The following is a 22689-nucleotide window of genomic DNA, read 5'->3' as shown; positions in this document are numbered from 1 at the left end:
CATAGATCGTCCATCGCTCTTAAATGATCATTACTCCACTAACGTATCATAACATATTATTCTTTATCAGAAGATTTTAAACGTAATTTCAATAAACTGTACACGCCAAGTGCCGCGATGCTTAGTACCACAATTTCAAACATGGTATCAAAGCCCCTAAAGTCAACGAGCAGTACATTGACAACATTCTTTCCTTTGGCCATTACATAGGCATAGTCACCATAAAAGTCACTGATATCGGTGGTTGTAGGTTCATGTAACACACGTAAAGCAACCATAGATAACATAATCCCAAATATAACCGCTACTACTGCATCGCGAATAATGGTGCGACGGTTTGCCAGGTTTAAAAAAGATGGCAATTTAAACAGAACCAATACAAACAGAACAACGGTTAGGGTATCGATCGTAAATTGCGTCATCGCTAAATCTGGGGCGCTGTAAAAAACAAAGATGAGACATATCGCATAGCCCACAACACTCGTGGCCACGACTGCAGTTAACCTGGAGGACGTCCGGATTGTTAACACAATAGCTCCGATCAGAATGCATACGGTTGTTACTTCATAAAAGCTCACAGGTGATAAGGTATCCCATTTAATGTGCAGCGGCCCGCCCAAGTATAATTGATAGCCGATCAATAATTCTGCAAATAAAATAATCTTCAATAAATAGGAACGTAGATAGCCATTGTGCATCTTTGCGGTAAAAAAGGCGGAAAATAATTCAATTTCCCGGGCACATACGTTGAGGATATTCGCTGGTGAAATTTTTTCAAAAGTAGCGATCCAGGCCAGTTTCTTGTGACTGGGTGTGTTGGAGACAAATACAAGTGTTCCGACAATAATGGTGCTGGCACTCAATAAAAGTATGAGGTTAAAACCATGCCATATTTTTAGATGAAAAACCTCTTGCTGAGCCAGAATACTATTTGCGGTTGGTGCAGCGATCCAGTCGCCAATAGAACCTGGAACACAACCGAATATGACACCCAATAATGCCAATAAAAGAGGCGGGATCCACATGGATTTGTAGGGCAAGTGTACCTGCGCGAACTGTTCCGGTAATTTCCCTGTAAAAGGTTTGATTCCCGCCATAAATCCAGCTGATACAAGCAGTATGTTGGTCAGTACAGCAGCTGCCGTCAAATAAAGGAACAAATGCGGATTGCTTTTTAATGTAGCGTCGTAGATCAGATCCTTCCCGATAAATCCAAAGGTCAACGGCACGCCTGCACTTGATAATGCTGCCAAAAAACCTGCGATAGCAACAGGAGCTAAGACTTTCCGTAATCCGCGTAGCAGCGTTAAGTCACGTGTTCCGGTTTCGTGGTCGATAATACCCGTAATCAGGAACAGCGCTGCTTTGTACAATGCATGCACAAGGATAAAGACAGTTGCGGCGATCACAGCTTCTTTAGTCCCAAGACCCAGTAGGAAGACTAGGATGCCCAATGCGGAGATGGTGGAATAGGCGAGTACTCCCTTGAGATCTGTCCTGAAAAGTGAATGAAATGCTGCATAGAGCATGGTAACTCCGCCTATAATGACTAATGAATACATCCAGATCGGATTCCCACCCAAGATCGGTGAAAAGCGGGCCAGCAGATATATCCCTGCTTTTACCATAGTGGCTGAGTGTAAATAGGCAGATACCGGTGTAGGAGCTTTCATAGCGCCAGGCAACCAAAAATGGAAGGGAAATTGTGCTGACTTAGTGATGGCACCAAGCGCCACCAGTCCGAAAATAAGCGGGAAGAGCGGATGCTGCTGAATCAAAGCAACCTTGCCCACAAGTTCGGTGATATTATACGTGCTGGCGATATTGCCCAATAGTACAAAGCCCGCAAGCAGAAAGAAGCCACCTAAACCTGTAATGGATAAGGCCGTTAAGGCACTTTTTCGGGAATCCGCATGATCGTTGTTGAATCCGATGAGAAAAAAAGAACTAATGGATGTTAATTCCCAAAAGATAAAAAGCAATAGCATGTTGTCCGAAAGCACCAAACCCAACATGGCAGACATAAAGAGACAGAGGTAGCCAAAAAATCGGTCGATGTATTTATGTCCCTTGAGATAGGCATTTGCATAAAAAAAGATGCAAGCACCAATTCCGGTAATCAATAATGTGAAGAGCAGTGATAGACCATCTAATCTGAAATCCAGATTAATGCCTAGCGAAGGTACCCATGCTGTCGATTGTATAAAATAAGATCCCTGACCAATAGGCACCACAAATTTTATATAATACAGAAATAGAAGTACCGGTAAAAATGCGAGAATAAAACCCCATTTGGATTTGAGGAATCTACCAAATGGAACAATAAGGCTCGATGTTATTAATCCTGATAGAACAGTAAATAGCATTTAGTCTTTGTTTTAAATTTTACGAAAGTTTACAATATAGTAAAAAAACTCGAAAAACGGCAGCTTTCAGCATATTTTGCTTAGTATAAATACCAAAAAATGCGGTATTGTTTTGTTTGTGGGAAGTTTTGTTTTTACCAATTTTTTAAAAAACAATTTGACCTATATTGCTTGTAACCTTATTTTAAAATGTTGTTTACATTTTTTTAATTTTATTAGTTAGAACTCGATAAATACATTTTAGTGAATTTATTTTAAGTTTCTACTTTTGTTTCTCACAATACATCCTAATTAACAGGAATGTTTTAAGTTAAATATTTCCCTGTTATACTTTGTGACAATCAAATCCCCCCTGATTGAATTTTTTTATGGAAAACTTATTTATCGATTTTCTGTAAATATTTTGTTTTTAATATCTCAAAGCAATTTTTACCGCTTTTATTTCTGATTTAAATCAGTTATTGGATCGTAAAATAGATAAATCTCATATTTCGCACATATTTTTTTGTGAATAATAAAAAATATTAGTCATTTTTATGACACAATTATTATGAATGTTGACCGCTAATACCTAATACCCTAAACTATCGTGTCATAAATGGGATAGAACAAGGAATATCGTAATCTACACTATGCAAAAGGAAGAATTATTATTCAAGACACATTATAACGGGCTTTGTCATTTTGCTTGGAAGATATTGGGAGATCTTACTATAGCGGAAGATCTCGTACAAGATGCCTTTATTGCTTATTTTAAAAATACAGCTCAGGTCAGCGCCAATGATATTGCAATAAAAAATTACCTCTATAGTGCTGTCCGTTTTGCCTGTTACAATCATATCCGACACGAAAAGGTAAGACAGAAATATTGGAATGTGGTTGGTTTTACCGAGGAGGACAACACTGCGCTGGAATTAAATATGATTCATAGTGAAGTTATCCAGGAGATATACAAAATCATTGAACAAATGCCTGCTTCCTGCCAGCAGATCTTTCGGTTGGGATACCTAGAAGGTCTATCCAACCTAGAGATTACCAAAGAATTGCAGATTAGTATCAATACTGTAAAAACACAAAAACAACGTGGCATGAAAATGCTACTAAAACGCCTAAATCCTGAATTCATCCCGCTCGTTATTTTTTTGTTAAAAAATATTTAAATTCTTGTCACCCCTTTTTTCGTCTTGCGTTTCTTTAGTGTAATATATGAAAGAAAACACAGGACATATTGCGAGTATCATCCGGAAGTTCCTTAGTGACCAATTAACTATAGCAGAGCAAATTGAACTTGACGAATGGCTGAATGCGAATGCGCAGCATAAACAATTGTTGGAATCATTCCGTGAAGCGAAAAACATAGAGGAAGATTTGTCTATTCTTCGAAAATTAGATGCGAATAAGGCATGGGATAAGTTGAATGGTACAAATCACAACTCATTAAAGCCTTTTGGAAAATGGGCTTTAGGAATCGCTGCATCAATTATTTTTCTAATGGGTACCTTCTTGTTATGGAAAATCAAGTTGTCGCCGGATCATTCAAGTGGAATACATGTCGCTATTAAGAAAAAACAAGATGTTGCGCCTGCGACAAGTGGAGCGGTTTTGGTATTGGCCGATGGAACGAATGTCCCATTAAATGGAGATTCTACGAAGACCTTGAGTAAAAATAATAATTTGATCGGTAATGGCAGTGAACTAATTGTGAAAGATATTGATAAGCCTATTCCCTCCCAGTACAATTTATTAATCGTGCCAAAGGCCAGCTTTTATAAAATGACTTTAGCTGACGGAACTAAAGTATGGGTAAATGCGCTGTCACAATTAAAGTTTCCATCGCAGTTCTCTGCCACCGAACGAAGGGTTTTTTTAGATGGAGAGGCCTACTTTGAGGTCGCACACCATCCAGATCATCCATTTATCGTCGAATCTAAAGGAAATGAAATTAAGGTATTGGGGACACATTTTAACGTGAATTCCTATACAGATCTTGTACGTACAACACTAGCCGAAGGAAGGGTAGAAGTATGGCAAGATAATCAGCATGTCGCACTGTCTCCGGGAGAATATGCGGCTGCCGCTAAGGGGCACCTGATAAAAGGAAAAGCAAATTTACAACAAGATCTATCCTGGCACAATAATGAGTTTTACTTTAGGAAAGAAACAATTGTGAATATTGCACATCAATTATCACGGTGGTATGATTTGGATGTGAAATTTAGAGGAAATGTGCAGATGGATAAAGAATATACTGGAAGTATTGAACGGGATGTGAAACTATCGCAAGTCCTGGAGATGTTGTCCTATGTTAGTGATCTCAAGTTTGAAGTGGATGGTAAAAAACTAACGATAGAAACGAAGAACTAAAAATTATACCGAGTTTTCACCCATACCAATTGCTTATGATAAAATAATAACTAAACCAAAAATGACCTAAGAAAAGAGAACAGGAATGTTGGCGCATCCCTGTTCAGAAAAATGTGATAACCAGGTCCAAAATTAGATGTAACAATTAGAAACCCCAATTAACCACAAAATGTAAATGTATGAATAACTTACCATTTGGCAAAAAGTGGTTCTTGATCCCTCAAGACCCGCGATTTTGCAAACCTCTACGTATTATGAAAATTAGTACATGTCTTTTATTTGCATTTGTGACGGGCGTACACGCGAAAGGTACAGCTCAGAAAGTCACTTTGAATATGAAAAATGCACGCATTGAGGAAGCCCTGTCTGCTATTTCCAAACAGTCTCATTTACGTGTACTGTACAGTGAAAATCTGAATGCAAAAGCACGGATTTCTGTCAATGTCAAGAACGCTTCTGTAGAAGAGGCCTTAAATGCAGTATTAAAAAATAATAATATTGAGTATAAGATCATTGCCAATACGATTTCTGTCAATAGTAACTCAAAAGTGAGTAGGAGTAGCTTGACAGAGGTTCCACAACAGCCTGTCACAGGTACTATTAAAGATAAAAGTGGGAAAGGACTAAGTGGAGCTACAGTGACCGTAAAAGGTACATCAATTTCTACGCAGGCGGACGAAGCTGGTCATTTTAAAATTAATGCTTCATCGAATGCCACCTTGGTGATTCGTTATGTCGGTTTTGTGAGTACAGAAGTAGCCGTTGGCGGAAGAAAAGATGTCAATATCACTTTGGAACCAGCAGATCGTACATTGGAGGAGGTGAATGTTGTTGCCACAGGGTACCAAAATTTGGATCGAAAATTATTCACCGGTGCTGCCTCAAGAATAGATGCGAAAGAAGCAGAACGTGCTGGGGTTCCCGATGTTTCACGCATGTTGGAAGGACAGGCTGCTGGGGTTTCAGTTCAAAATGTGTCGGGTACATTTGGAGCCGCTCCTAAAATCCGTGTTCGTGGAGCGACTTCATTAACAGGAGATAATAAACCGCTATGGGTGATCGATGGCGTTATTTTGGATGAAGCTGTTAATATATCCAATGAGGCCTTGTCAACAGGGGATGCCAATACGTTATTGGGCTCTTCCGTTGCCGGTTTAAATCCGGACGATATTGAATCCATTACAGTCCTGAAAGATGCTGCGGCAACGGCATTATATGGCGCCGCAGCCATGAATGGTGTCGTCGTTGTGAATACAAAGCGAGGTAAAAATACAGAGGGTCAAACGCATTTTAGCTATTCGGGCAACTATACCACCTATATCAAACCTAATTATAACCAATTTGATATCATGAATTCTGCGGAGCAGATGCAGTTGGTAATCGACATGGAAAATAAGGGCTACCTCAATCACTCACAGGTCTCACGAGCCGGAACAGGTGGGGTTTTTACCAAAATGTATAATCTGATGTACGAATATGATCCAAAGACGGATTCTTTTAAACTCAGAAATGATGCCCCTTCACGGTACAATTTTTTGCAACGCTATGCCAATGTGAATACCAACTGGTTTGACTTATTGTTCCAGAATAGTTTGGTGCATGATCATTCATTAAGCATGAGCACAGGAACACAGAAAGCACAGACTTATGCTTCGACCAGTTACATGAATGATCCAGGATATACTCTGGGTAACCAGGCCAAGCGTTTTACTGCCAATATTCGAAATAACTACAAAATCAATGATAAACTGAGTACCGAGTTTATATTTCAGGGAAATATTCGGGATCAACGGACACCGGGTACACTAAATCGTAATTCGGATGCGGTATATGGTAGCTATTCCCGGGATTTCGATATCAATCCGTACTCTTATTCTTTAAATACCAGCCGTATTATTACTCCGTTTGATGAAAATGGTGACCGGGAATATTTTACAAGAGATTATGCTCCATTTAATATCTTAAATGAACTTGATAATAATTACATCAAACTCAAATTGATGGATATCAAAGTGCAAGCGGGTATTTCCTATAAAATACTTCCATCACTTACCTATTCTGCCAATGGAATGTATCGCTATTATAATTCCGAAAGACAACATATGATTACCGAAAATGCGAACCTTTCAAAAGCATACCGGGCAAATCAAGATCAGACGGTGAATAGTGGAAATCGTTTTTTATATGCTGACCCCGATTTTCCAAACACGGATAGTTATGTTATTCTTCCAAGTGGCGGTTTTTTCAATCTGGCCAATAATAATATGATCAGTTATTATATGCGTCACAACTTGGAATATAATCAAAAATGGAATGACCATACAGTGAATTTGTTTGGAACTTATGAGCTCCAGTATGCGGATAAACAGAGTCATGATTTTAATGGGCCAGGAATAGAGTATGACAATGGTAACCTGGTTTTACCGACATATCGGTATTATAAGAAGCAACTTGAAGCTGGTGGTACACCATTCGCCATGAATTATACCTATGATCGTAAATTAGCGTACGCGTTGCGCGGGGCCTATAATTATAAAAATAAGTACTCCTTTAACTTCACGACCCGTTACGACGGATCGAATAAAATGGGGCGCACCAATGTGGCAAGATGGTTGCCGACCTGGAACTTGTCAGCAGCCTGGGATATTGACCAAGAGAATTTCTTTAATAAAGATAACAAGATTCTTTCGCGCGCCAGACTTCGGGGAACTTACGGCTTAGTGGCCAATATGGGCAATGCATCTAATTCAACCGCCGTGTTTTATAATGTTATTACCTACAGACCCTATGATGGCGAAAAAGAAGGCAAGATTAACATAAGCGGTTTGGAAAACTCTGAGTTGACCTGGGAGAAGATGTATGAACTTAATATTGGGACCGATTTAGGTTTCTTAAATGACCGTATTGACCTGAACTTTGATTATTACAAACGTAATATATTTGATTTAATCGGGCCGATTCGTACCTCTGGAATTGGTGGACAATTTGAAAAGTTAGCCAATTATGCTGATATGGAGGGACGGGGAGTTGATATTCAACTTGGTGGATTTCCGTTCAAAGACCCTAATGGTTTTACCTGGCGTACGCAGCTAACCCTTGGTTTTAACAAAACAAAGATTACCAAACTAAATGTAACACGCAATATCTGGAATCTGATTGCAAGTGAGGGCGGGGCAATGATCGGTAGACCACATAGGGGCTTGTACTCGCTGGATTTTGATAAACTGGCCGCCAATGGCGGGTACCCAACCTATATCGGTACAGATGGAACTCCGGGCGAAACTTATTTTTGGTTTCAGGATACGCAGACGGATTTCCTAAAATATGAAGGACCAGTAGACCCCACACTCGCTGGGGGATATTACAACCGGCTAGAATACAAAAATTTTAACTTATCCTTTCTGCTTAAATTTGGTTTAGGTAATATGGTACGCTTGCAGCCTAACTATTCACCGGTCTATCTGGATATGTACAATGTCTCAAGAGAATTGATAAATCGCTTTATTTATCACGGTGATGAGTACCTGACCGTAATCCCATCCACACTCGATGGCTTAACAGCTGAATTTGATGTTGAGAATGCAGCTGGTGATCGTACAGCATCCGTTTACTCCTATAATGCATATAACTATTCATCTGAACGGGTTGCAAAGGGTGATTACCTCCGGCTATCGCAAATTTCTGTGGGTTATAATATCCCAAAATCTGTCGTCAACAAAATTAAATTTAGAACAGCACAAGTAAACCTGGTCGGGAATAACCTGTGGTTAATCTATGCGGATAAAAAACTAAATGGAGTCGATCCGGAATTTTATAGTAATGGTGGTGTGGCACTACCAGTTCCAAAACAAGTGACCTTATCTGTGAAATTAGGATTCTAAACGATTAAATTATGAAACTTACACACCTTAAATATTTATTTATTTCTTCCACGCTGCTATTCAGCAGTTGTAATAAATACCTGGATCAACAACCGGATATGCGTGCAGAAATCAATACGGTCGATAAAGTCAAGCGATTGATTACATCGGCCTACCCCTTCGCCAATTATCTAGCCATGTCTGAAACTTACTCAGATAATGTCGAAGATAAAGGAGTCGGCGATTTGTATCAACCTGTGCCTGCCCTGTATCGTTGGCAAGATGTCAAAGATAGTGATACGGATAGTCCCAATAGTTATTGGAACAATTGCTATGAGGCGATTGCCGCTGCCAACCATGCCTTGGCTGCAATAGAAGCCAATGATTTTGGCAATGATATTTTGGCCTTTAAAGGCGAAGCCTTGGTCGCACGGGCCTATGCACATTTTATGCTTGTCAATTTCTTTGCAAAAGTTTATGACTATAAGAAGCCGGAAAGCAATACATCACCCGGCATTCCTTATGTGACGGAACCGGAAACCGTAGTTATCAAAAAGTATGACCGCGGGACAGTGAAATCCGTTTATGATAATATCCGTAGGGATCTGGAGGAAGGCCTAGCGCTCCTAGATGCAAATCCAGCGGAGTGGAATGTACCTAAATATCATTTTACACCTGCAGCTGCCCATGCTTTTGCAACACGGTTTTATTTGTTTACAGGTGAATGGCAAAAGGTGGTAGACAATGCCAACAAAATTTTTGCTGGTGGAAATTTCGCGGGAAAACTTATCCCATATAACTCCACTTTTAAAAAGATGACCTTTGAAGAAGTGCATAATGTTTTTTCTAAAGCAGATCAGCCTTATAGCTTATTGATCAATGAAACCTACAGTGGTTATCAGCGTTGGTGGAATAATCGTTACGCTATGGGAATTAATGTGTTTCAAAATATTTATAATGGGGAAACTGCAGCGGGAGCTAAGTTTTATAACTTTGGTGTATCCTATGGCGCTCCGCATTATACAACTTATATCTGGAAGGAATTCTGGTATGTGACAAATCCAACTGCGAATACAGGTTATCCAATGCTCATGGTCCCCGTTTTAATTACAGACGAGGCTTTAATGAACCGGGCTGAGGCGTACTTGGAATTAGGGAATACTGCTGCAGGTATTGCTGACTTGAATTTAATGGCAAGTAATCGAATTGATAATTACAATCCTGCTAACCACGCTGTAACCGCGGCAAAATCCAAGCAATTTTTTAAGGTACAAGATGATAAGGAAGCGCTGATCCAGACGGTCTTACAATTTAAGCAAATTGGCTTTATGTCGATGGGCTTGCGTTGGTTTGATATTATTCGTAAGAGAATAACAGTTAGACATCTCCTTATTGCAAATGATGAAACGGAGAGTTATATCGAATTAAAACCGGAGGATCCGCGACGTGTTTTTCAGATCCCGCAAGAAGCAGAATTGTCAGGTGTTGAACAAAATCCAAGGTAATTTATGAAAACGATTATAAAAGCAACCCTACTGGCCGGTCTTTTGGCTGGCATATACTCCTGTACGAAAGAGGAGAAACTTAATGTAAAAATTGAAAACTACGATACATTTATACCCGGGAAAATTGATGACTGGATCAAAACGAACCTAACCGATCCGTACAATATTGAGGTTGTCTACCGGTATCAGCGTAATATGCATGATATTAACAAGAATATAGCACCAGCCAATGAGGATAAGGTCATCCCACAAATGGATGTTGTCATTAAAGGTTTTTTGGATGTGTATAAGAAAGTGGGTGGCGTACCGTTTATAAAGACTTATACGCCCAAACAGTTTGCTTTGTTTGGATCAGGCGATTATGATGTAGACGGATCAGTAAAGGGGGGGACGGCAGATGGAGGAAGGCGCATCACCTTGTACGGAATAAACAATTTTGATGAAGCAAATCCCAACTCTGTCAGTGGAAACCTGCAGGTTATTCATCATGAATTTACGCACATACTTAACCAGATGAGATTTATTCCCGGTGAGTTTGGAAAAGTGTGTGCAGGGGATTATTATTCAAACTGGACGGCACAGGAGAATACCCAGGCTAAAGCAAGGTCATTGGGTTTTATCACGCCCTATTCGAGAAAAGCAATCGGTGAGGATTTCGCGGAAGTCTTGTCTCATCTGATTGTCGCCGGCCAATTGTATTATGATGATTTTGCTTACGACAGTGGCAAGGATGCGTATCCTAAATTTAAACTGAAAGAATCCATTGTACGGGATTATATGGTTCAGAATTTTAATATTGATGTGACACAGCTTCAGATTGAATTCCAACGTATCATGACTGAAAAGTACCATTCTACCCGATATGAAGCAGCAACAGCTCTTAGCAACGATTATTTGGGCTCTTTGGATTGGGATATTCGAAGTACTTGGGGGCTAGAAAATACGCTGTCTAATAAACAAAAGAATCTGTTTACGGCGATCTTGGATGAACTCGGGGGCTGGACCACAAAAACAATGGCATTCAAATTTGTTTCTGCGTCAAAAGCAACACTGAACATTACATTTGGTGATAAAGATAATACCTGGACTGCAGCATATGATTTTGATATTTCAAAGAATGCGGACAATACATTTAAAATCTCTAAATCCGCTACGCAAGGGACAGGCGCCATTTATGACAATGGAAATATTAGCTGGATTTTGAAAGATACGCAGCCCTTAATTGATTATCTAGGTAGTACGAGCTTTGCCGCGGAATGGAAGAAAGTTGATTTAGCAGTTAATCCTAGCGATTATCTACAATATTTTATCTTGAAAGATACAAAAGATCCAAATGCAACATTGATGGGTAAAGTAAATTTGAGGAAGTATTAAATTATGAAAAAGATATTTTATTTAATGTTTTTGGTATTACTGGCCTTCAGTTGCAGTAAACCACGGGAAGTGGATCAATTATTTGGCGATCCAGATAAAAGGGTGGCCGATACCCTTGCCTATGTAAAATCCACGCTTGTTAAAGCTCCTTTTGGCTGGAAGGCCTATTTAAGCACGGAATATTCAGGAGGTTATGGCTTTTATATTCAATTTCAGGAAAATGATCGGTTAAAAATGCTTGCAGATTTAGATCAAGAGACCTCATCAGAGCTCAAGGAATCCACATACAGAATCAGGCAGATCATGTACGCAACATTATCATTTGATACTTATAATTATATAACAATGTTGCAAGATCCAAACCCGGATGTATATGGTGGTCAGCCTGGTAAAGGCATGGGGAGCGATGTTGAATTCGATTATATCAAAACACATGCAGATACTTTATTTTTTGAAGGTAGAAAATTTAAAAAATCGCTAGTTCTGATAAAAGCAAAAGAATCTGAAGCAAAAATATATTCTAGTAAAGGATATACCCAAGCAATTGAAAAAATTAATAAATTCTTTACGGAAAATGCTAATCCATATATTGAGGAAAACGGACAGAAATATCAAATTACAATTAATAGCAATTCCAAAGAAACAGGTGCGACTACCATTCTACCAGGAAATAAAGTGGAAAGTTCAACCGCTAAATTTTGTTATATGCTGGACGGAATTACTTGTAATGTTGAGTCACCGCTCAAGGCGGGAAAAATTAATCTTGTAAAGATGTCCTGGGAGAGTGATAAGTTAACAGCTTTTGATTCAATTGGTAGAAAATTTGAAGTAAAAAATTCCGCTCAACCATTAATTCCATTGCATCTGTTGATGGGAACGAAATACTCGAAACTATATTTACCATTTAATACATTATTACCTGAAAACTCGCCAAAAGGAACAGAGATCTTAAATCGGTATTTCAAAGGATTGGGAAGCGGTGCTACCGGGTATATCTTTAATTGTGGAGATGTAAGTCTGGTATGGAATCTCGCGAATAAGAGAATTTCTTTCGTTGGTTTTGCCAGTCAAAATAACTGTGGCGGTGGTTGGTCAACTACTATTGTATACGACTATACCATTGATGACGCAACTGGTATACTGAAATTAACCAAAAGGTCAGGTGCCTCAGGAGGATATAGTGCTAAGATTATGGATCAGCTTGACGATTTTCTGCTCAATAGCAGCTTTAAACTCGAATATGTGATTGATGGAAAAAATCTGTATGCAAAAATCGTAGGTATAGATCGACCTGATGTTGCAATGACATTCACATTGCAATAATACTTCTTTTACTTTCGTCCTGTGATAATAATGGATATTGTTATCACAGGACGTTTGTATTTAAGCGCACAATTCTATCATCTTTACATTTGATCAAGCCTCTTCTCCTTATTAATAATGATCAAATCAACAATTGTACAAAGTAGTTTTAGCGGAGTTTAATGCACAATATCTTGAGTTTTCCACAGAATGTTAATAACAATGTGGATAACCTGCTTTTAGACTATTCCGGATACTCCTATGCGAAGATGCTTCAAATTGTTCCATGTCTGTGCCATTTTGCGGAGCAAGTTGTTGATACTCTTCTGCTTCTCGTGTTTCGGCCTGTATTATCGGTATTTTGTCAAAGGGAATTTTCATTTGCCCGTCTGGCCGAATCGTTTTCTCCGCTATCTGTTTCATTTCACCGCCCCATCCCCCTTATTCACCGACTTTTTCCGAAGCTTAGTCTAAATGTAATAAAATCACAGGTTGCGTTGTCTTAATTTTGAATCAGAACGTTGAGGGAAATGTTGCAACAAAATCAATATTTCTGCGACTACTAAGAAAGAGACAATAAAAAACTAACACAATAAAGTAAAAAATTATAAACGATGAAAACTTTAGTAAAGACATTTTTAGCAGCAGCCCTAATCGCAGTATCAACATGTACTATGGCTGCAGACCCAGGTAAAACATTGAACCTATCTACCGCAGACCTGGCGATCGATAGCTACGTTTCGGTAATAACAGAAGGCGCATCGGGTGGTGTTGAGCAACTATTTGCTTCCGATTTCAGCCAAAAGATCCAAGGCCAAACGGGACGTACCAATAAACGCTCGGAGGTAATTTCCTTCCTGAAAAAGCAAAAAGGTGAAAAACTAAACTGCACGACCAATACAGAAATCTTGGAGGAATCCGAAAATTATATGGTAGCAAAGATTACCATGAAATTCGAAACATTTACAAAAACAGACCTGGTTACCTTGGTAAATGAAGCCGGAACCTGGAAGGTCGCGAGTTCGGTAAACTCATACAAATAGCAACTGTTTAATTAAATTCATATGTTTATTTTTAGCCACGTCGTGATGATGTGGCTATTTTTTTTGCTTTAAAATTGACAGAGGCCTTCTTTATTATTAGATCTATTTTTGCAGATCAATCAATAGCTAATAAAGGATCTTGTACGAAGTTGTTAATCAGATTGATGCACTGGCGTTGACAGAAATCGTTGGGATTGGGAAAAGGAACAGAACTTCAGGGTTTATGTTTTCCACATAGTTATTAACATGATGTGGAAAACCCCTTGTGAGTAGAGCCTGGATTTTGTGCGGTGCAATAAAGAAATATGGAGTTAAATATTTTTTATATACTATTGGATTTACTATACTTGCCTCATAATATTAACAAGAATTATGAAGTATTATCTGCATTTTCCGATGAAACTTATTTGTTTTCTTCTGCTCAACCTTTGTGGATTGAGTCTTTCAGCACAGATCGCCTTTACCACATATCATAAAAAAGATGGTGATGAGACAAAACAACAGGATTCGGCCTATTTTTTAAGGACAGTTCATGTGGATGCCAAAGGCAAAGATAAAATCTATCGAATTGAGGAGTATTATATGCGTAATGATTCCATCAAACTCAACGGTATCAGTAAGAATGCGCGCACTCCATTCCAATTTCAAGGTAAGAAATATGAATTCTATGAAAATGGTACATTAAAGAGCTTAGAGAATTTTACTGATGAAAGCGAACTCGTAGATTCCGCATTTTACTTATATCCCAATAATAAATTGAAAATGATGGTTTTTTATCCTAGTGAAATTTACAAAAAGAAGTTGCAGGTTAAAAAGCCAATTTACATCGTATATTATGATTCTCTTCAGAATAAAAAATTGGAAAATGGAAATGGACATATTCGCTTGAATGTAGAAGGAAAAGAGGGTTATGAAGAAGGTGAAATGGTTAATAATTTACGTGAAGGAGAATGGAAGGGATGGGCTGGACAAGATTCCTTTGTAGAAAACTATAGTCAGGATCGGTTACTATCAGGGACTTTAACAAAGGAGAATGGCGCTATCATTCAATATGATTCAACAACATATAAAGTCAATCCAGAGTATCCGGGAGGAACATACAAGATGATGATGTTTGTTGCTAATAATTTTGACTACCCAAAAGAGGCTATGAAAAATGGTGTCAGTGGTATTGTGGAGATAGATTTCGTTATCAATAAAGTAGGAGAGGTAGAGGATATTAAAGTCAAGCAGGATTTGGGTTTTGGTACTGGGGAAGCCGGTATACGTGTCGTAAAAAAATTTGGGAAGTGGAAGCCTGGATTGCGACGAGGCGAGCCTGTGCGTGTGGCTTATACCCTCCCAATACGATTGAATTTAAGATAAAATTCGCAAACTTATTGAAAGCCGAAAAAGCCTCCCATTGGGAGGCTTTTTTGTTAAAGGTTGTAAAACTATTTTTTCAGGCCTTCAGCACCTTGTATGATCCCTTCGACTACTGTAGGATCCTGCAACGTAGAGGTGTCTCCCAGGTTGCTAATATCTCCTTCGGCAATCTTGCGTAAAATGCGACGCATGATCTTTCCGGAGCGTGTCTTTGGAAGGTCATTGACAAACTGGATAATATCGGGTTTGGCAATAGGACCAATGATACGCGATACAGTCTCCATGATATCTTTCTTGGTTGCTTCAGCATCTGTATGGTGATTGGCGATAACATAGGCATATATACCCTGGCCTTTTACCGGATGTGGATAGCCAACGATCGCAGACTCCACGACGTCAGCATGCATATTAATGGCATTTTCCACTTCGGCAGTACCGATGCGGTGACCAGATACATTCAATACGTCGTCCACACGGCCTGTGATTTTGTAATACCCCTCTGGACTGCGGAAACATCCATCACCTGTAAAGTACATGTCTTTGTAAGTGGAGAAATAGGTCTGACGGCAGCGGTCATGATCTCCCCATGTCGTGCGGAGCATGCCCGGCCAAGGAAATTTGATGCACAGATTGCCTGTTACGTCATTACCTTCAATCTCCTTGCCGTTTTCGTCCATTAAAGCGGGTTGGATGCCCGGCATAGGGAACATGGCATAACTTGCTTTTTCTGGTGTAACACCAGCTAAGGAGGTGATCAGGTGCCCACCATTTTCCGTTTGCCAATAGGTGTCAACAATGGGGCAATTCTTTTTACCTACTTTCTCGTTAAACCAGTTCCAGGCTTCTTCATTGATCGGTTCACCCACTGATCCCAATACGCGCAATGACGACAGGTCGTTTTTATCGACAAACTGATCTCCGAAAGCCATTAATGAACGTAATGCTGTAGGGGAGGTGTAAATGATATTGACTTTATACTTGTCAACAATATCCCAATAACGGCTGGCATCAGGGAAAGTTGGGATACCTTCAAACATCAATGAAGTTGCGCCTTGGGATAATGGTCCATAAACAATATAGCTATGACCAGTAATCCAACCAATGTCAGCTGTACAGAAAAATACATCATTTGGCTGATACTGGAAGGTATTCATAAAGGTATATCCGGTGTAGACCATATAGCCGCCACAGGTATGGACTACTCCTTTCGGTTTACCCGTAGATCCTGAAGTGTAAAGGATAAACAGCGTATCTTCGGCATCCATTTCCTCTGCTGGGCAGGCCGGATTGCCCTGGGTTTCTACTTTCTTAATCTCATCTTCCCACCATACATCACGCCCTTTGATCATAGATACTGGTGTACGTGTACGTGTTAATACAATAACTCTCTCCACAGTATCACATTGCATCAACGCATCATCCACAATATTTTTAAGTCCAATGGTTTTATTACCACGGTAACTGCCATCGGAGGTCACGATCAATTTACATTCTGCATCTACGATACGGTCAGCGATCGAACGTGCAGAAAACCCTCCAAAAACAACCGAGTGGATGGCTCCTATACGTGCACAGGCCAATACCGCAATCACAAGCTCAGGAACCATCGGTAAATATATACAGACACGGTCGCCCTTTTTGATGTTGTTGTTCTTTAATACATTGGCAAATTGCTCGACCTTCTGTAACAATTGTTTATAGGAAAGGATACGGTGGGCTTCATTCGGGTCATTTGGCTCCCAAATAATTGCCGGTTTGTCGCCATTTGCATAAATATGACGATCCAGACAGTTTTCGGTAATGTTTAATTTTGCACCTTCAAACCATTTGATATTAGGTTCCTCAAAGTTCCAGTTCAACACTTTGTTCCATTTTCTCTTCCAGAAAAAATGATCCGCTATGCTCGCCCAAAACTCCTCTGGTTGTTCTACACTTCGCTTATATTCACTCTGATATTCTTCAAATGATTTTATTTGTAGGCTCATTGTTATAGGGTTATTATGAATTATTTTAATTTATAAAGTTATCGTTGCGAAATTGTTTTTAATATTTCAATTTCGGTGTACAATTTAGCGGTTTTTGCCCATTTTATCAACAATTTGATGTTTAATATAATGTTAAACTACTTTTATCTATCAAGATTGTTATCTTGCAGCAAGATTAAACAGGCATGTTGTTTCTAAAAAAGATATTCTATATCAGCATTTATACGAATATTTTGATTGCATTGGCCGCTATGGCGCAATGTGCACTGACTTATATCCTATTTGAAAGGCCGATCAATTGGTCTATTGTTTTGGTGGAAGGCTCCGCAACATTATTACTTTATAATTTTAGCTTGTGGTGGTCCAAGCCCAAAAATCCAAAAGAATCAAAATTTGCCCGTACACGTTGGATTTTTAATAACGAGTGGCTGATGTGGCTCAATAATTTTATCGCTTTGGCCGTGCTCGGTTACTGTTTGTTACAAATTCACCTGTACTCGTTCCTTTTTTTAGGCTTTATCGGAATGCTGAGCTTATTGTATGGAATGCCCTTATTTACCTTCCGTGATCGAAAGGTTGGGCTCCGGCAAATCCCCGGTGCCAAGATCTTTCATATCGCGTTGGTGTGGGTTTGTAGTAGTGTGATACTTCCCTATGTTGAACTTCTTAATACCGGGGATGTCATAAACCGTTGGGTCCTAGTTGCGCTTTGTATACTGAAATTTATATTCTTGATTATCTGTACACTACCTTTTGATATCCGTGATATTCAGCAGGACTCCTATTATCATCTGCGAACATTGCCAAATATGTTAGGGGAGAAGAAAGCTAAAAATCTTACTTATACGCTGTTGCTGTTACATAGTTTATTAATCCTTGTTGCGCCATATTTGCTATGGGTCAAGTTGGGGTTGGTCTTAACCAATATACTGATATATATACTCTTAAAATTCGCCGTTTTCAGGACCAAGGACCACTACCATTATGCCTATTTATTGGATGGTAGCCTGGTCCTTCAATTTTTGATTGTCGTCTTCTTTAGTATTTGGTATTGAAATTTTGTTTGGACAAGCATTCGGCTCCTCATATCTTATATAACTGAATCACTCGCATCGCCCTTGTATGCATCGAAGAACGGGGGCTTTAATTTTACAGTCCTGCGATTGACACACCGTCTCGTTATTAATGCGGATCCTGTTGCTTTAAAAATGCGATAATCTTATCTGCAGCCACTTCTGATAATTTGTAATAGCTTTCAAATGTCCAACCCGCTACATGGGGAGATAAAATGACATTATCCCTGCTGATAAGGTCTGGATACCAGGTCTGTTCTGCCAGTTTTGGGAATTTTTCAATAGGAAGTACATCAAAGGCTGCCCCTAGGATGCTGCCCTTGTCAAGACCATTCAATACAGCGGGAACCTGTACAATACCACCCCTGGCCCCCAAGAGGAAAAAGATAGCTTTGTTAAACTTCGATAAATAGATGTCATCGATCATTCCTGTTGTCTCTGCGGTCAAGGGGATATGGAAACTAATAATATCAGCTCGCTCGTAAATAGTTTCCATACTGGCTTCAACGGCATATTGATCCGTATAGTTTGTCCGGTATTTATCATAAGCCAGTACCTCCACCTCAAAACCAGAAAGCTTTTTGGCCATTGCCATACCATTATGACCATAACCCACCAAACCAACTGTACGGCCTTTAAGTTCATAGCCACGGTTGGCTTCACGCAACCATTGGCCAGTCCTTACTTGTCGATCGCCACGGTTGAGATTGTTCATTAGGCTCAGTAACATTCCGATCATGTGTTCTCCTACGGCATCCCGGTTTCCTTCATTGGCAGGAATTAATGCAATCCCTTTCTGGGCCGCAATTTCATCATCGATATTATCCATTCCGGCTCCTGCACGTGCGATAAAGCGCAGATTCGGTGCTAGGTCAAAAAATGCTTTGTCTACCTGAAATTTGGAACGGATGACCATGCCTGAATAGTTTGCAATAATCTTTTCAGATTCCGCACGGTCAATATCTGGGCGGTAATCATAAGTGATGCCCGCCTGCTCAAATTTCTCCAACATAATTTCGTGGATGTCATCGACAATCAAAATATTAGTTTTCATTCCTTTAAATTTGCTTTTTTTTGTAATGAAGCGATCAGATTTATTTTTACCTCCTGTTATTTCCAAGAACTCAGCCGAATACTTCTGGCTCTGATCACCCTCGATTGATGGAATAGATCAGGATCGTTCAATTACGGTTTATTTGCATAAAATCTACTGACAATAGTTTGTTTAGCCGTTGTTGCTTGAGACTATTGGGTAGTATTCTCATCATAAAATTGCGCATACCGATCAAAAGAGGATTTTGCCATTGAGCGACTTTCCCGATCTGCCAGGACGTGTTACAGATATAGTTGACACGGTCCAGGCGACGTCTTTCAAATCGGGCAAATGCTTGTTGGATAGATGTGCTTGTTTTCAGTTCATCCAGTAATACAGCAATATCCTCAATCGCCTGACAGGCGCCTTGCCCTAAATTGGGCGTTGTAGCGTGGCCCGCATCTCCGATCAACAGAATATTATCAAAAGCGAGCTGTCTTAATGGCGCAATATCGATAATGTCATTCCTGATCAGTTCCGTATCCTTAGTCTCCGATAGAATCGTTGGAATTGGATCATGGTATTCTTTGAAGTTGTCTAATAGTTCTGCTGTCGTCCAGTTTTTTAGCGTCGGGTTCTGCTGTGTGCTATTGATGCAGGCGTACCAATAAATACGGTTGCCAACAAGCGGAGTCATGCCAAACCGTCCTTTTGCCCCCCAGGTTTCAGTGCCTTTTTTGAGCTGGATACTGCTATTATCTATTGTTGCCCGCCAGCAGGTATAACCTGAGTAACGGGGAGAAGACGCTGGGATTAGCTGTTGACGTAGCAATGAATGTACACCATCAGCAATAAGTAATGCTGCGCCAACAACTTGGCTTCCATCCGTAAAATGAATGCAGACTTTTTCCCCTAACCGTTCAAAAGAGGTCGCACGTTTGCCAAGGTGAACATGGCTTTCGGGGATTTTTGATAAAAGAAATCGGTGTAGGTCAGCTCGGTGTATGGCGAAGTTGTCCTGTTTGTATTTTTGGCTGATTGATCTGGTATTCGGCTCGACCAAAATATTTCCCTTTTGATCCAAGACATTATAAGAACCTAAATAATGTCCGATTTGACTGATTTCATCCTTTAATCCCAAGTGATCTAAAGCCTGCATGGCGTTGGCTGCAAGTCCAAAACCCGCTCCAATACCTTTAAGTTCAGCAACACTTTCGTAGACATGGGCTTCAATTCCTAATTTTTGGAGGCCTATTGCTGCGCACAGTCCGGCGATCCCACCGCCAATAATAATAAAAGTGTTATCTGTGAAATTCATGTCAGAGGCAATTTGCGATCTCGTCGGTCAGGCTGACAAAATCGTCGACCGTTAAACGTTCTGCCCTTAATTCATAAAGTGGATTATCGGACATCTTATCTTTCGGAACTACACCTGAAAGGGAGTTGCGTAAAGTTTTCCGGCGCTGGTTGAATCCCGCTTTAACGACCCGCCAAAATAACTTTTCATCGCATGCCAGTTGTTCGCGGTCATTTCGAGTCATGCGGATGACACCTGATAATACCTTGGGTGGAGGGTTAAATGCGCCGGCCTTTACCGTAAAGAGGTATTCAACCTTATAGTAGGCCTGTAAGAACACGCTCAGGATACCATATTCCTTGCTGCCCGCCTTCGCTGTACAGCGCTCAGCGACTTCTTTTTGAAACATACCGGCCATCTGAACAACACGTTGACGTTCGTCCAGAATTTTAAAGAGAATCTGAGAGGAAATATTGTAGGGGAAGTTGCCGATAACAGCCATCTTTTCACCGAAATAGTGTGAAAAATCAAGATTTAGAAAGTCGCCATGGATCAATCTTTTTCCCAATTGCGGGTATTTGTCGTCCAAATAGGCAATCGACTCATCATCGACATCGATCAGATAGGTCTCATATTCTTCTTTCTGTAATAAAAAATCAGAAAGGACACCCATTCCCGGACCAACTTCGAGTACCTGGCTGAAGCCCAATTTAGGATCCAATGCTTCTACTATACGTTGGGCCGCATTCTTATCGTTTAAGAAATGCTGTCCTAAATGTTTTTTTGCTCTAACTGTACTCATAGTGCAAAATTAGAAATTTAAAAGCTTTATAAAGTAAAAAGTCAAAATTAAAAAGCGGAGACAGTTTGTAAGCCATGGGCTTGTCTGACCAAAATCTCAATACTCAGATCTAACTGCGCAATACTAAAAAAAAATCCCTATTTTTGATTCAAAGCATTTAAAAAGGATGAGTGATAAACTAAAAATCGGAATTACCGTAGGGGATATTAACGGCATTGGACTTGAAGTAATTATTAAATCATTGGTAGATCAACGTATGTGTGATTTTTTCACGCCAATTGTTTATGGGAATACAAAAGTAGCCTCGTTTCACCGAAAAGCGATAGGAATTAACGATTTTAGTTTCAATGTCATCAATGATGCTGAACAGGCTCATCCAAAAAGGGCGAATATGATCAACTGCTGGCAGGAAGATGTCAAGATTTCTTTGGGCGAGGAGAACGAAATTGGCGGAAAATATGCTTTTCTGTCACTCGAGCGAGCGATTGAAGATTTGAAAGCCGGTAAAATTGACGCGTTGGTAACCGCCCCGATCAACAAGCACAATATTCAACAGGAAGGATTTCAATTTCCTGGTCATACCGAATATTTACAAGCCAAAGTTGAAGCTGACGAAGTGCTGATGTTTATGGTCTGTGACGAACTGCGCATTGGTGTGGTGACCGGGCATATTCCTTTACACGAAGTAGCTGCAAATATCACGGAAGAGGCAATACTGAAAAAACTGGTCCTCATGAACGAGTCTCTAAAAAAGGATTTCTGGATAGAGAAACCCACAATAGCCATTCTAGGATTAAATCCGCATGCTGGAGATCACGGAATTATCGGGACTGAAGACGACCAGATTATTCGACCAACAATAGAAAAAGCAAATGAGCAGGGCATTTTCTGTTTTGGTCCCTATCCAGCTGATGGTTTTTTTGCCAAAGGAGCTTATGAAAAATTTGATGCGGTATTGGCCATGTACCATGATCAGGGATTAATTCCATTTAAGCATATAGCCAAAGGTGGCGGAGTAAATTATACTGCCGGACTACCAATTGTGCGTACTTCACCGGATCACGGTACCGGCTACGATATCGCTGGTAAAAATATAGCCTCCCCAGGCTCATTTATGGAAGCAATTTTTACTGCAGTGCATATTGTCAAACGCCGTCGGGAACAAGCTGAGTTATTAAAAAATCCATTAGCCTTTCGCAAATTGTCCAAGGATCGGGATTAGGAGTCCAAGGATTGCTGATTTTTTAATGTATAGCTTATATAGGCCAAGTTGGGCAGCTAAGGTGAATCATATCCGTTATTAAGGATGATAATGAATCC

At 39.8% G+C, this 22689-nt stretch carries 16 protein-coding genes; 10 read left to right on the top strand and 6 right to left on the bottom strand.

Annotation, left to right across the window (positions count from 1 at the left end):
• Positions 1 to 56 precede the first annotated feature (56 nt).
• Positions 57 to 2366: a putative monovalent cation/H+ antiporter subunit A gene (locus ABDW32_RS22155; RefSeq protein ID WP_343566005.1), complete on the bottom strand. Its 2310-nt coding sequence runs from the start codon at positions 2364 to 2366 to the stop codon at positions 57 to 59.
• Positions 2367 to 2998: 632 nt separating this feature from the next.
• Between ABDW32_RS22155 and ABDW32_RS22150 the strand changes: the two genes are divergently transcribed.
• The 6 genes from ABDW32_RS22150 (at position 2999) to ABDW32_RS22125 (ending at position 12792) form a co-directional block, all read left to right on the top strand.
• Positions 2999 to 3526, top strand: coding sequence for an RNA polymerase sigma-70 factor (locus ABDW32_RS22150; RefSeq protein ID WP_343566003.1), 528 nt, complete (start codon positions 2999 to 3001; stop codon positions 3524 to 3526).
• Positions 3527 to 3572: 46 nt separating this feature from the next.
• Entirely contained in the window at positions 3573 to 4730 is a 1158-nt protein-coding gene (locus ABDW32_RS22145) for a FecR domain-containing protein (protein WP_343566002.1), read from the top strand.
• A 254-nt stretch (positions 4731 to 4984) separates the two neighbouring features.
• Positions 4985 to 8611: a SusC/RagA family TonB-linked outer membrane protein gene (locus ABDW32_RS22140; RefSeq protein WP_343566001.1), complete on the top strand. Its 3627-nt coding sequence runs from the start codon at positions 4985 to 4987 to the stop codon at positions 8609 to 8611.
• An 11-nt stretch (positions 8612 to 8622) separates the two neighbouring features.
• Positions 8623 to 10095, top strand: a complete 1473-nt coding sequence (locus ABDW32_RS22135) for a RagB/SusD family nutrient uptake outer membrane protein (RefSeq protein ID WP_343566000.1) — start codon at positions 8623 to 8625, stop codon at positions 10093 to 10095.
• Positions 10096 to 10098: 3 nt separating this feature from the next.
• Positions 10099 to 11469 carry a substrate import-associated zinc metallohydrolase lipoprotein gene (locus ABDW32_RS22130; protein WP_343565999.1) on the top strand — a complete coding sequence of 457 codons (1371 nt, stop codon included), beginning with the start codon at positions 10099 to 10101 and terminating at the stop codon, positions 11467 to 11469.
• Positions 11470 to 11472: 3 nt separating this feature from the next.
• Positions 11473 to 12792: a DUF4302 domain-containing protein gene (locus tag ABDW32_RS22125; protein WP_343565998.1), complete on the top strand. Its 1320-nt coding sequence runs from the start codon at positions 11473 to 11475 to the stop codon at positions 12790 to 12792.
• A gap of 192 nt (positions 12793 to 12984) precedes the next feature.
• Here ABDW32_RS22125 and ABDW32_RS22120 read toward each other — a convergent pair whose 3' ends face one another.
• Positions 12985 to 13194 (bottom strand): hypothetical protein, encoded by a 210-nt coding sequence (locus ABDW32_RS22120; protein WP_343565997.1) that lies wholly within the window; start codon positions 13192 to 13194, stop codon positions 12985 to 12987.
• 191 nt (positions 13195 to 13385) lie between these two features.
• Between ABDW32_RS22120 and ABDW32_RS22115 the strand changes: the two genes are divergently transcribed.
• Complete coding sequence (locus tag ABDW32_RS22115; RefSeq protein WP_343565996.1) at positions 13386 to 13814, top strand: nuclear transport factor 2 family protein; 429 nt, start codon at positions 13386 to 13388, stop codon at positions 13812 to 13814.
• 372 nt (positions 13815 to 14186) lie between these two features.
• Entirely contained in the window at positions 14187 to 15179 is a 993-nt protein-coding gene (locus ABDW32_RS22110; RefSeq protein ID WP_343565995.1) for an energy transducer TonB, read from the top strand.
• A 68-nt stretch (positions 15180 to 15247) separates the two neighbouring features.
• Here the strand turns inward: ABDW32_RS22110 and acs are convergent, their stop codons facing one another.
• Positions 15248 to 17164, bottom strand: a complete 1917-nt coding sequence (gene acs / locus ABDW32_RS22105; protein WP_343565994.1) for an acetate--CoA ligase — start codon at positions 17162 to 17164, stop codon at positions 15248 to 15250.
• A 185-nt stretch (positions 17165 to 17349) separates the two neighbouring features.
• Between acs and ABDW32_RS22100 the strand changes: the two genes are divergently transcribed.
• Complete coding sequence (locus ABDW32_RS22100) at positions 17350 to 18219, top strand: hypothetical protein (protein WP_343565993.1); 870 nt, start codon at positions 17350 to 17352, stop codon at positions 18217 to 18219.
• A gap of 127 nt (positions 18220 to 18346) precedes the next feature.
• Here the strand turns inward: ABDW32_RS22100 and ABDW32_RS22095 are convergent, their stop codons facing one another.
• The 3 genes from ABDW32_RS22095 to rsmA all read right to left on the bottom strand — a co-directional run bounded on the left by ABDW32_RS22095 (position 18347) and on the right by rsmA (position 21369).
• On the bottom strand, positions 18347 to 19291 hold the full coding sequence (locus tag ABDW32_RS22095) for an NAD(P)-dependent oxidoreductase (RefSeq protein WP_343565992.1): 945 nt from the start codon (positions 19289 to 19291) through the stop codon (positions 18347 to 18349).
• 127 nt (positions 19292 to 19418) lie between these two features.
• Positions 19419 to 20588 (bottom strand): FAD-dependent monooxygenase, encoded by a 1170-nt coding sequence (locus ABDW32_RS22090; protein WP_343565991.1) that lies wholly within the window; start codon positions 20586 to 20588, stop codon positions 19419 to 19421.
• A gap of 1 nt (position 20589) precedes the next feature.
• Positions 20590 to 21369 carry a 16S rRNA (adenine(1518)-N(6)/adenine(1519)-N(6))-dimethyltransferase RsmA gene (gene rsmA / locus ABDW32_RS22085; protein WP_343565990.1) on the bottom strand — a complete coding sequence of 260 codons (780 nt, stop codon included), beginning with the start codon at positions 21367 to 21369 and terminating at the stop codon, positions 20590 to 20592.
• A gap of 166 nt (positions 21370 to 21535) precedes the next feature.
• Between rsmA and pdxA the strand changes: the two genes are divergently transcribed.
• Positions 21536 to 22591: a 4-hydroxythreonine-4-phosphate dehydrogenase PdxA gene (gene pdxA, locus ABDW32_RS22080; RefSeq protein ID WP_343565989.1), complete on the top strand. Its 1056-nt coding sequence runs from the start codon at positions 21536 to 21538 to the stop codon at positions 22589 to 22591.
• Positions 22592 to 22689: the final 98 nt, after the last annotated feature.

This window comes from Sphingobacterium sp. (assembly GCF_039596235.1).
In the GTDB taxonomy this organism is placed as follows: domain Bacteria; phylum Bacteroidota; class Bacteroidia; order Sphingobacteriales; family Sphingobacteriaceae; genus Sphingobacterium.
The sequence above is the reverse complement of the archived record's forward strand: the minus strand, read 5'-3'. Positions and strand labels throughout refer to the sequence as shown.

Bases quoted from the DNA above. Each gene is read 5' to 3' on its own strand.
- ABDW32_RS22125 (WP_343565998.1), top strand. From the start codon at position 11,473: ATGAAAAAGATATTTTATTTAATGTTTTTGGTATTACTGGCCTTCAGT.
- ABDW32_RS22155 (WP_343566005.1), bottom strand. From the start codon at position 2,366: ATGCTATTTACTGTTCTATCAGGATTAATAACATCGAGCCTTATTGTT.
- ABDW32_RS22145 (WP_343566002.1), top strand. From the start codon at position 3,573: ATGAAAGAAAACACAGGACATATTGCGAGTATCATCCGGAAGTTCCTT.
- ABDW32_RS22115 (WP_343565996.1), top strand. From the start codon at position 13,386: ATGAAAACTTTAGTAAAGACATTTTTAGCAGCAGCCCTAATCGCAGTA.
- ABDW32_RS22150 (WP_343566003.1), top strand. From the start codon at position 2,999: ATGCAAAAGGAAGAATTATTATTCAAGACACATTATAACGGGCTTTGT.
- ABDW32_RS22110 (WP_343565995.1), top strand. From the start codon at position 14,187: ATGAAGTATTATCTGCATTTTCCGATGAAACTTATTTGTTTTCTTCTG.
- ABDW32_RS22140 (WP_343566001.1), top strand. From the start codon at position 4,985: ATGAAAATTAGTACATGTCTTTTATTTGCATTTGTGACGGGCGTACAC.
- rsmA (WP_343565990.1), bottom strand. From the start codon at position 21,369: ATGAGTACAGTTAGAGCAAAAAAACATTTAGGACAGCATTTCTTAAAC.
- ABDW32_RS22090 (WP_343565991.1), bottom strand. From the start codon at position 20,588: ATGAATTTCACAGATAACACTTTTATTATTATTGGCGGTGGGATCGCC.
- ABDW32_RS22100 (WP_343565993.1), top strand. From the start codon at position 17,350: ATGTTGTTTCTAAAAAAGATATTCTATATCAGCATTTATACGAATATT.
- acs (WP_343565994.1), bottom strand. From the start codon at position 17,164: ATGAGCCTACAAATAAAATCATTTGAAGAATATCAGAGTGAATATAAG.
- ABDW32_RS22120 (WP_343565997.1), bottom strand. From the start codon at position 13,194: ATGAAACAGATAGCGGAGAAAACGATTCGGCCAGACGGGCAAATGAAA.
- ABDW32_RS22095 (WP_343565992.1), bottom strand. From the start codon at position 19,291: ATGAAAACTAATATTTTGATTGTCGATGACATCCACGAAATTATGTTG.
- pdxA (WP_343565989.1), top strand. From the start codon at position 21,536: ATGAGTGATAAACTAAAAATCGGAATTACCGTAGGGGATATTAACGGC.
- ABDW32_RS22135 (WP_343566000.1), top strand. From the start codon at position 8,623: ATGAAACTTACACACCTTAAATATTTATTTATTTCTTCCACGCTGCTA.
- ABDW32_RS22130 (WP_343565999.1), top strand. From the start codon at position 10,099: ATGAAAACGATTATAAAAGCAACCCTACTGGCCGGTCTTTTGGCTGGC.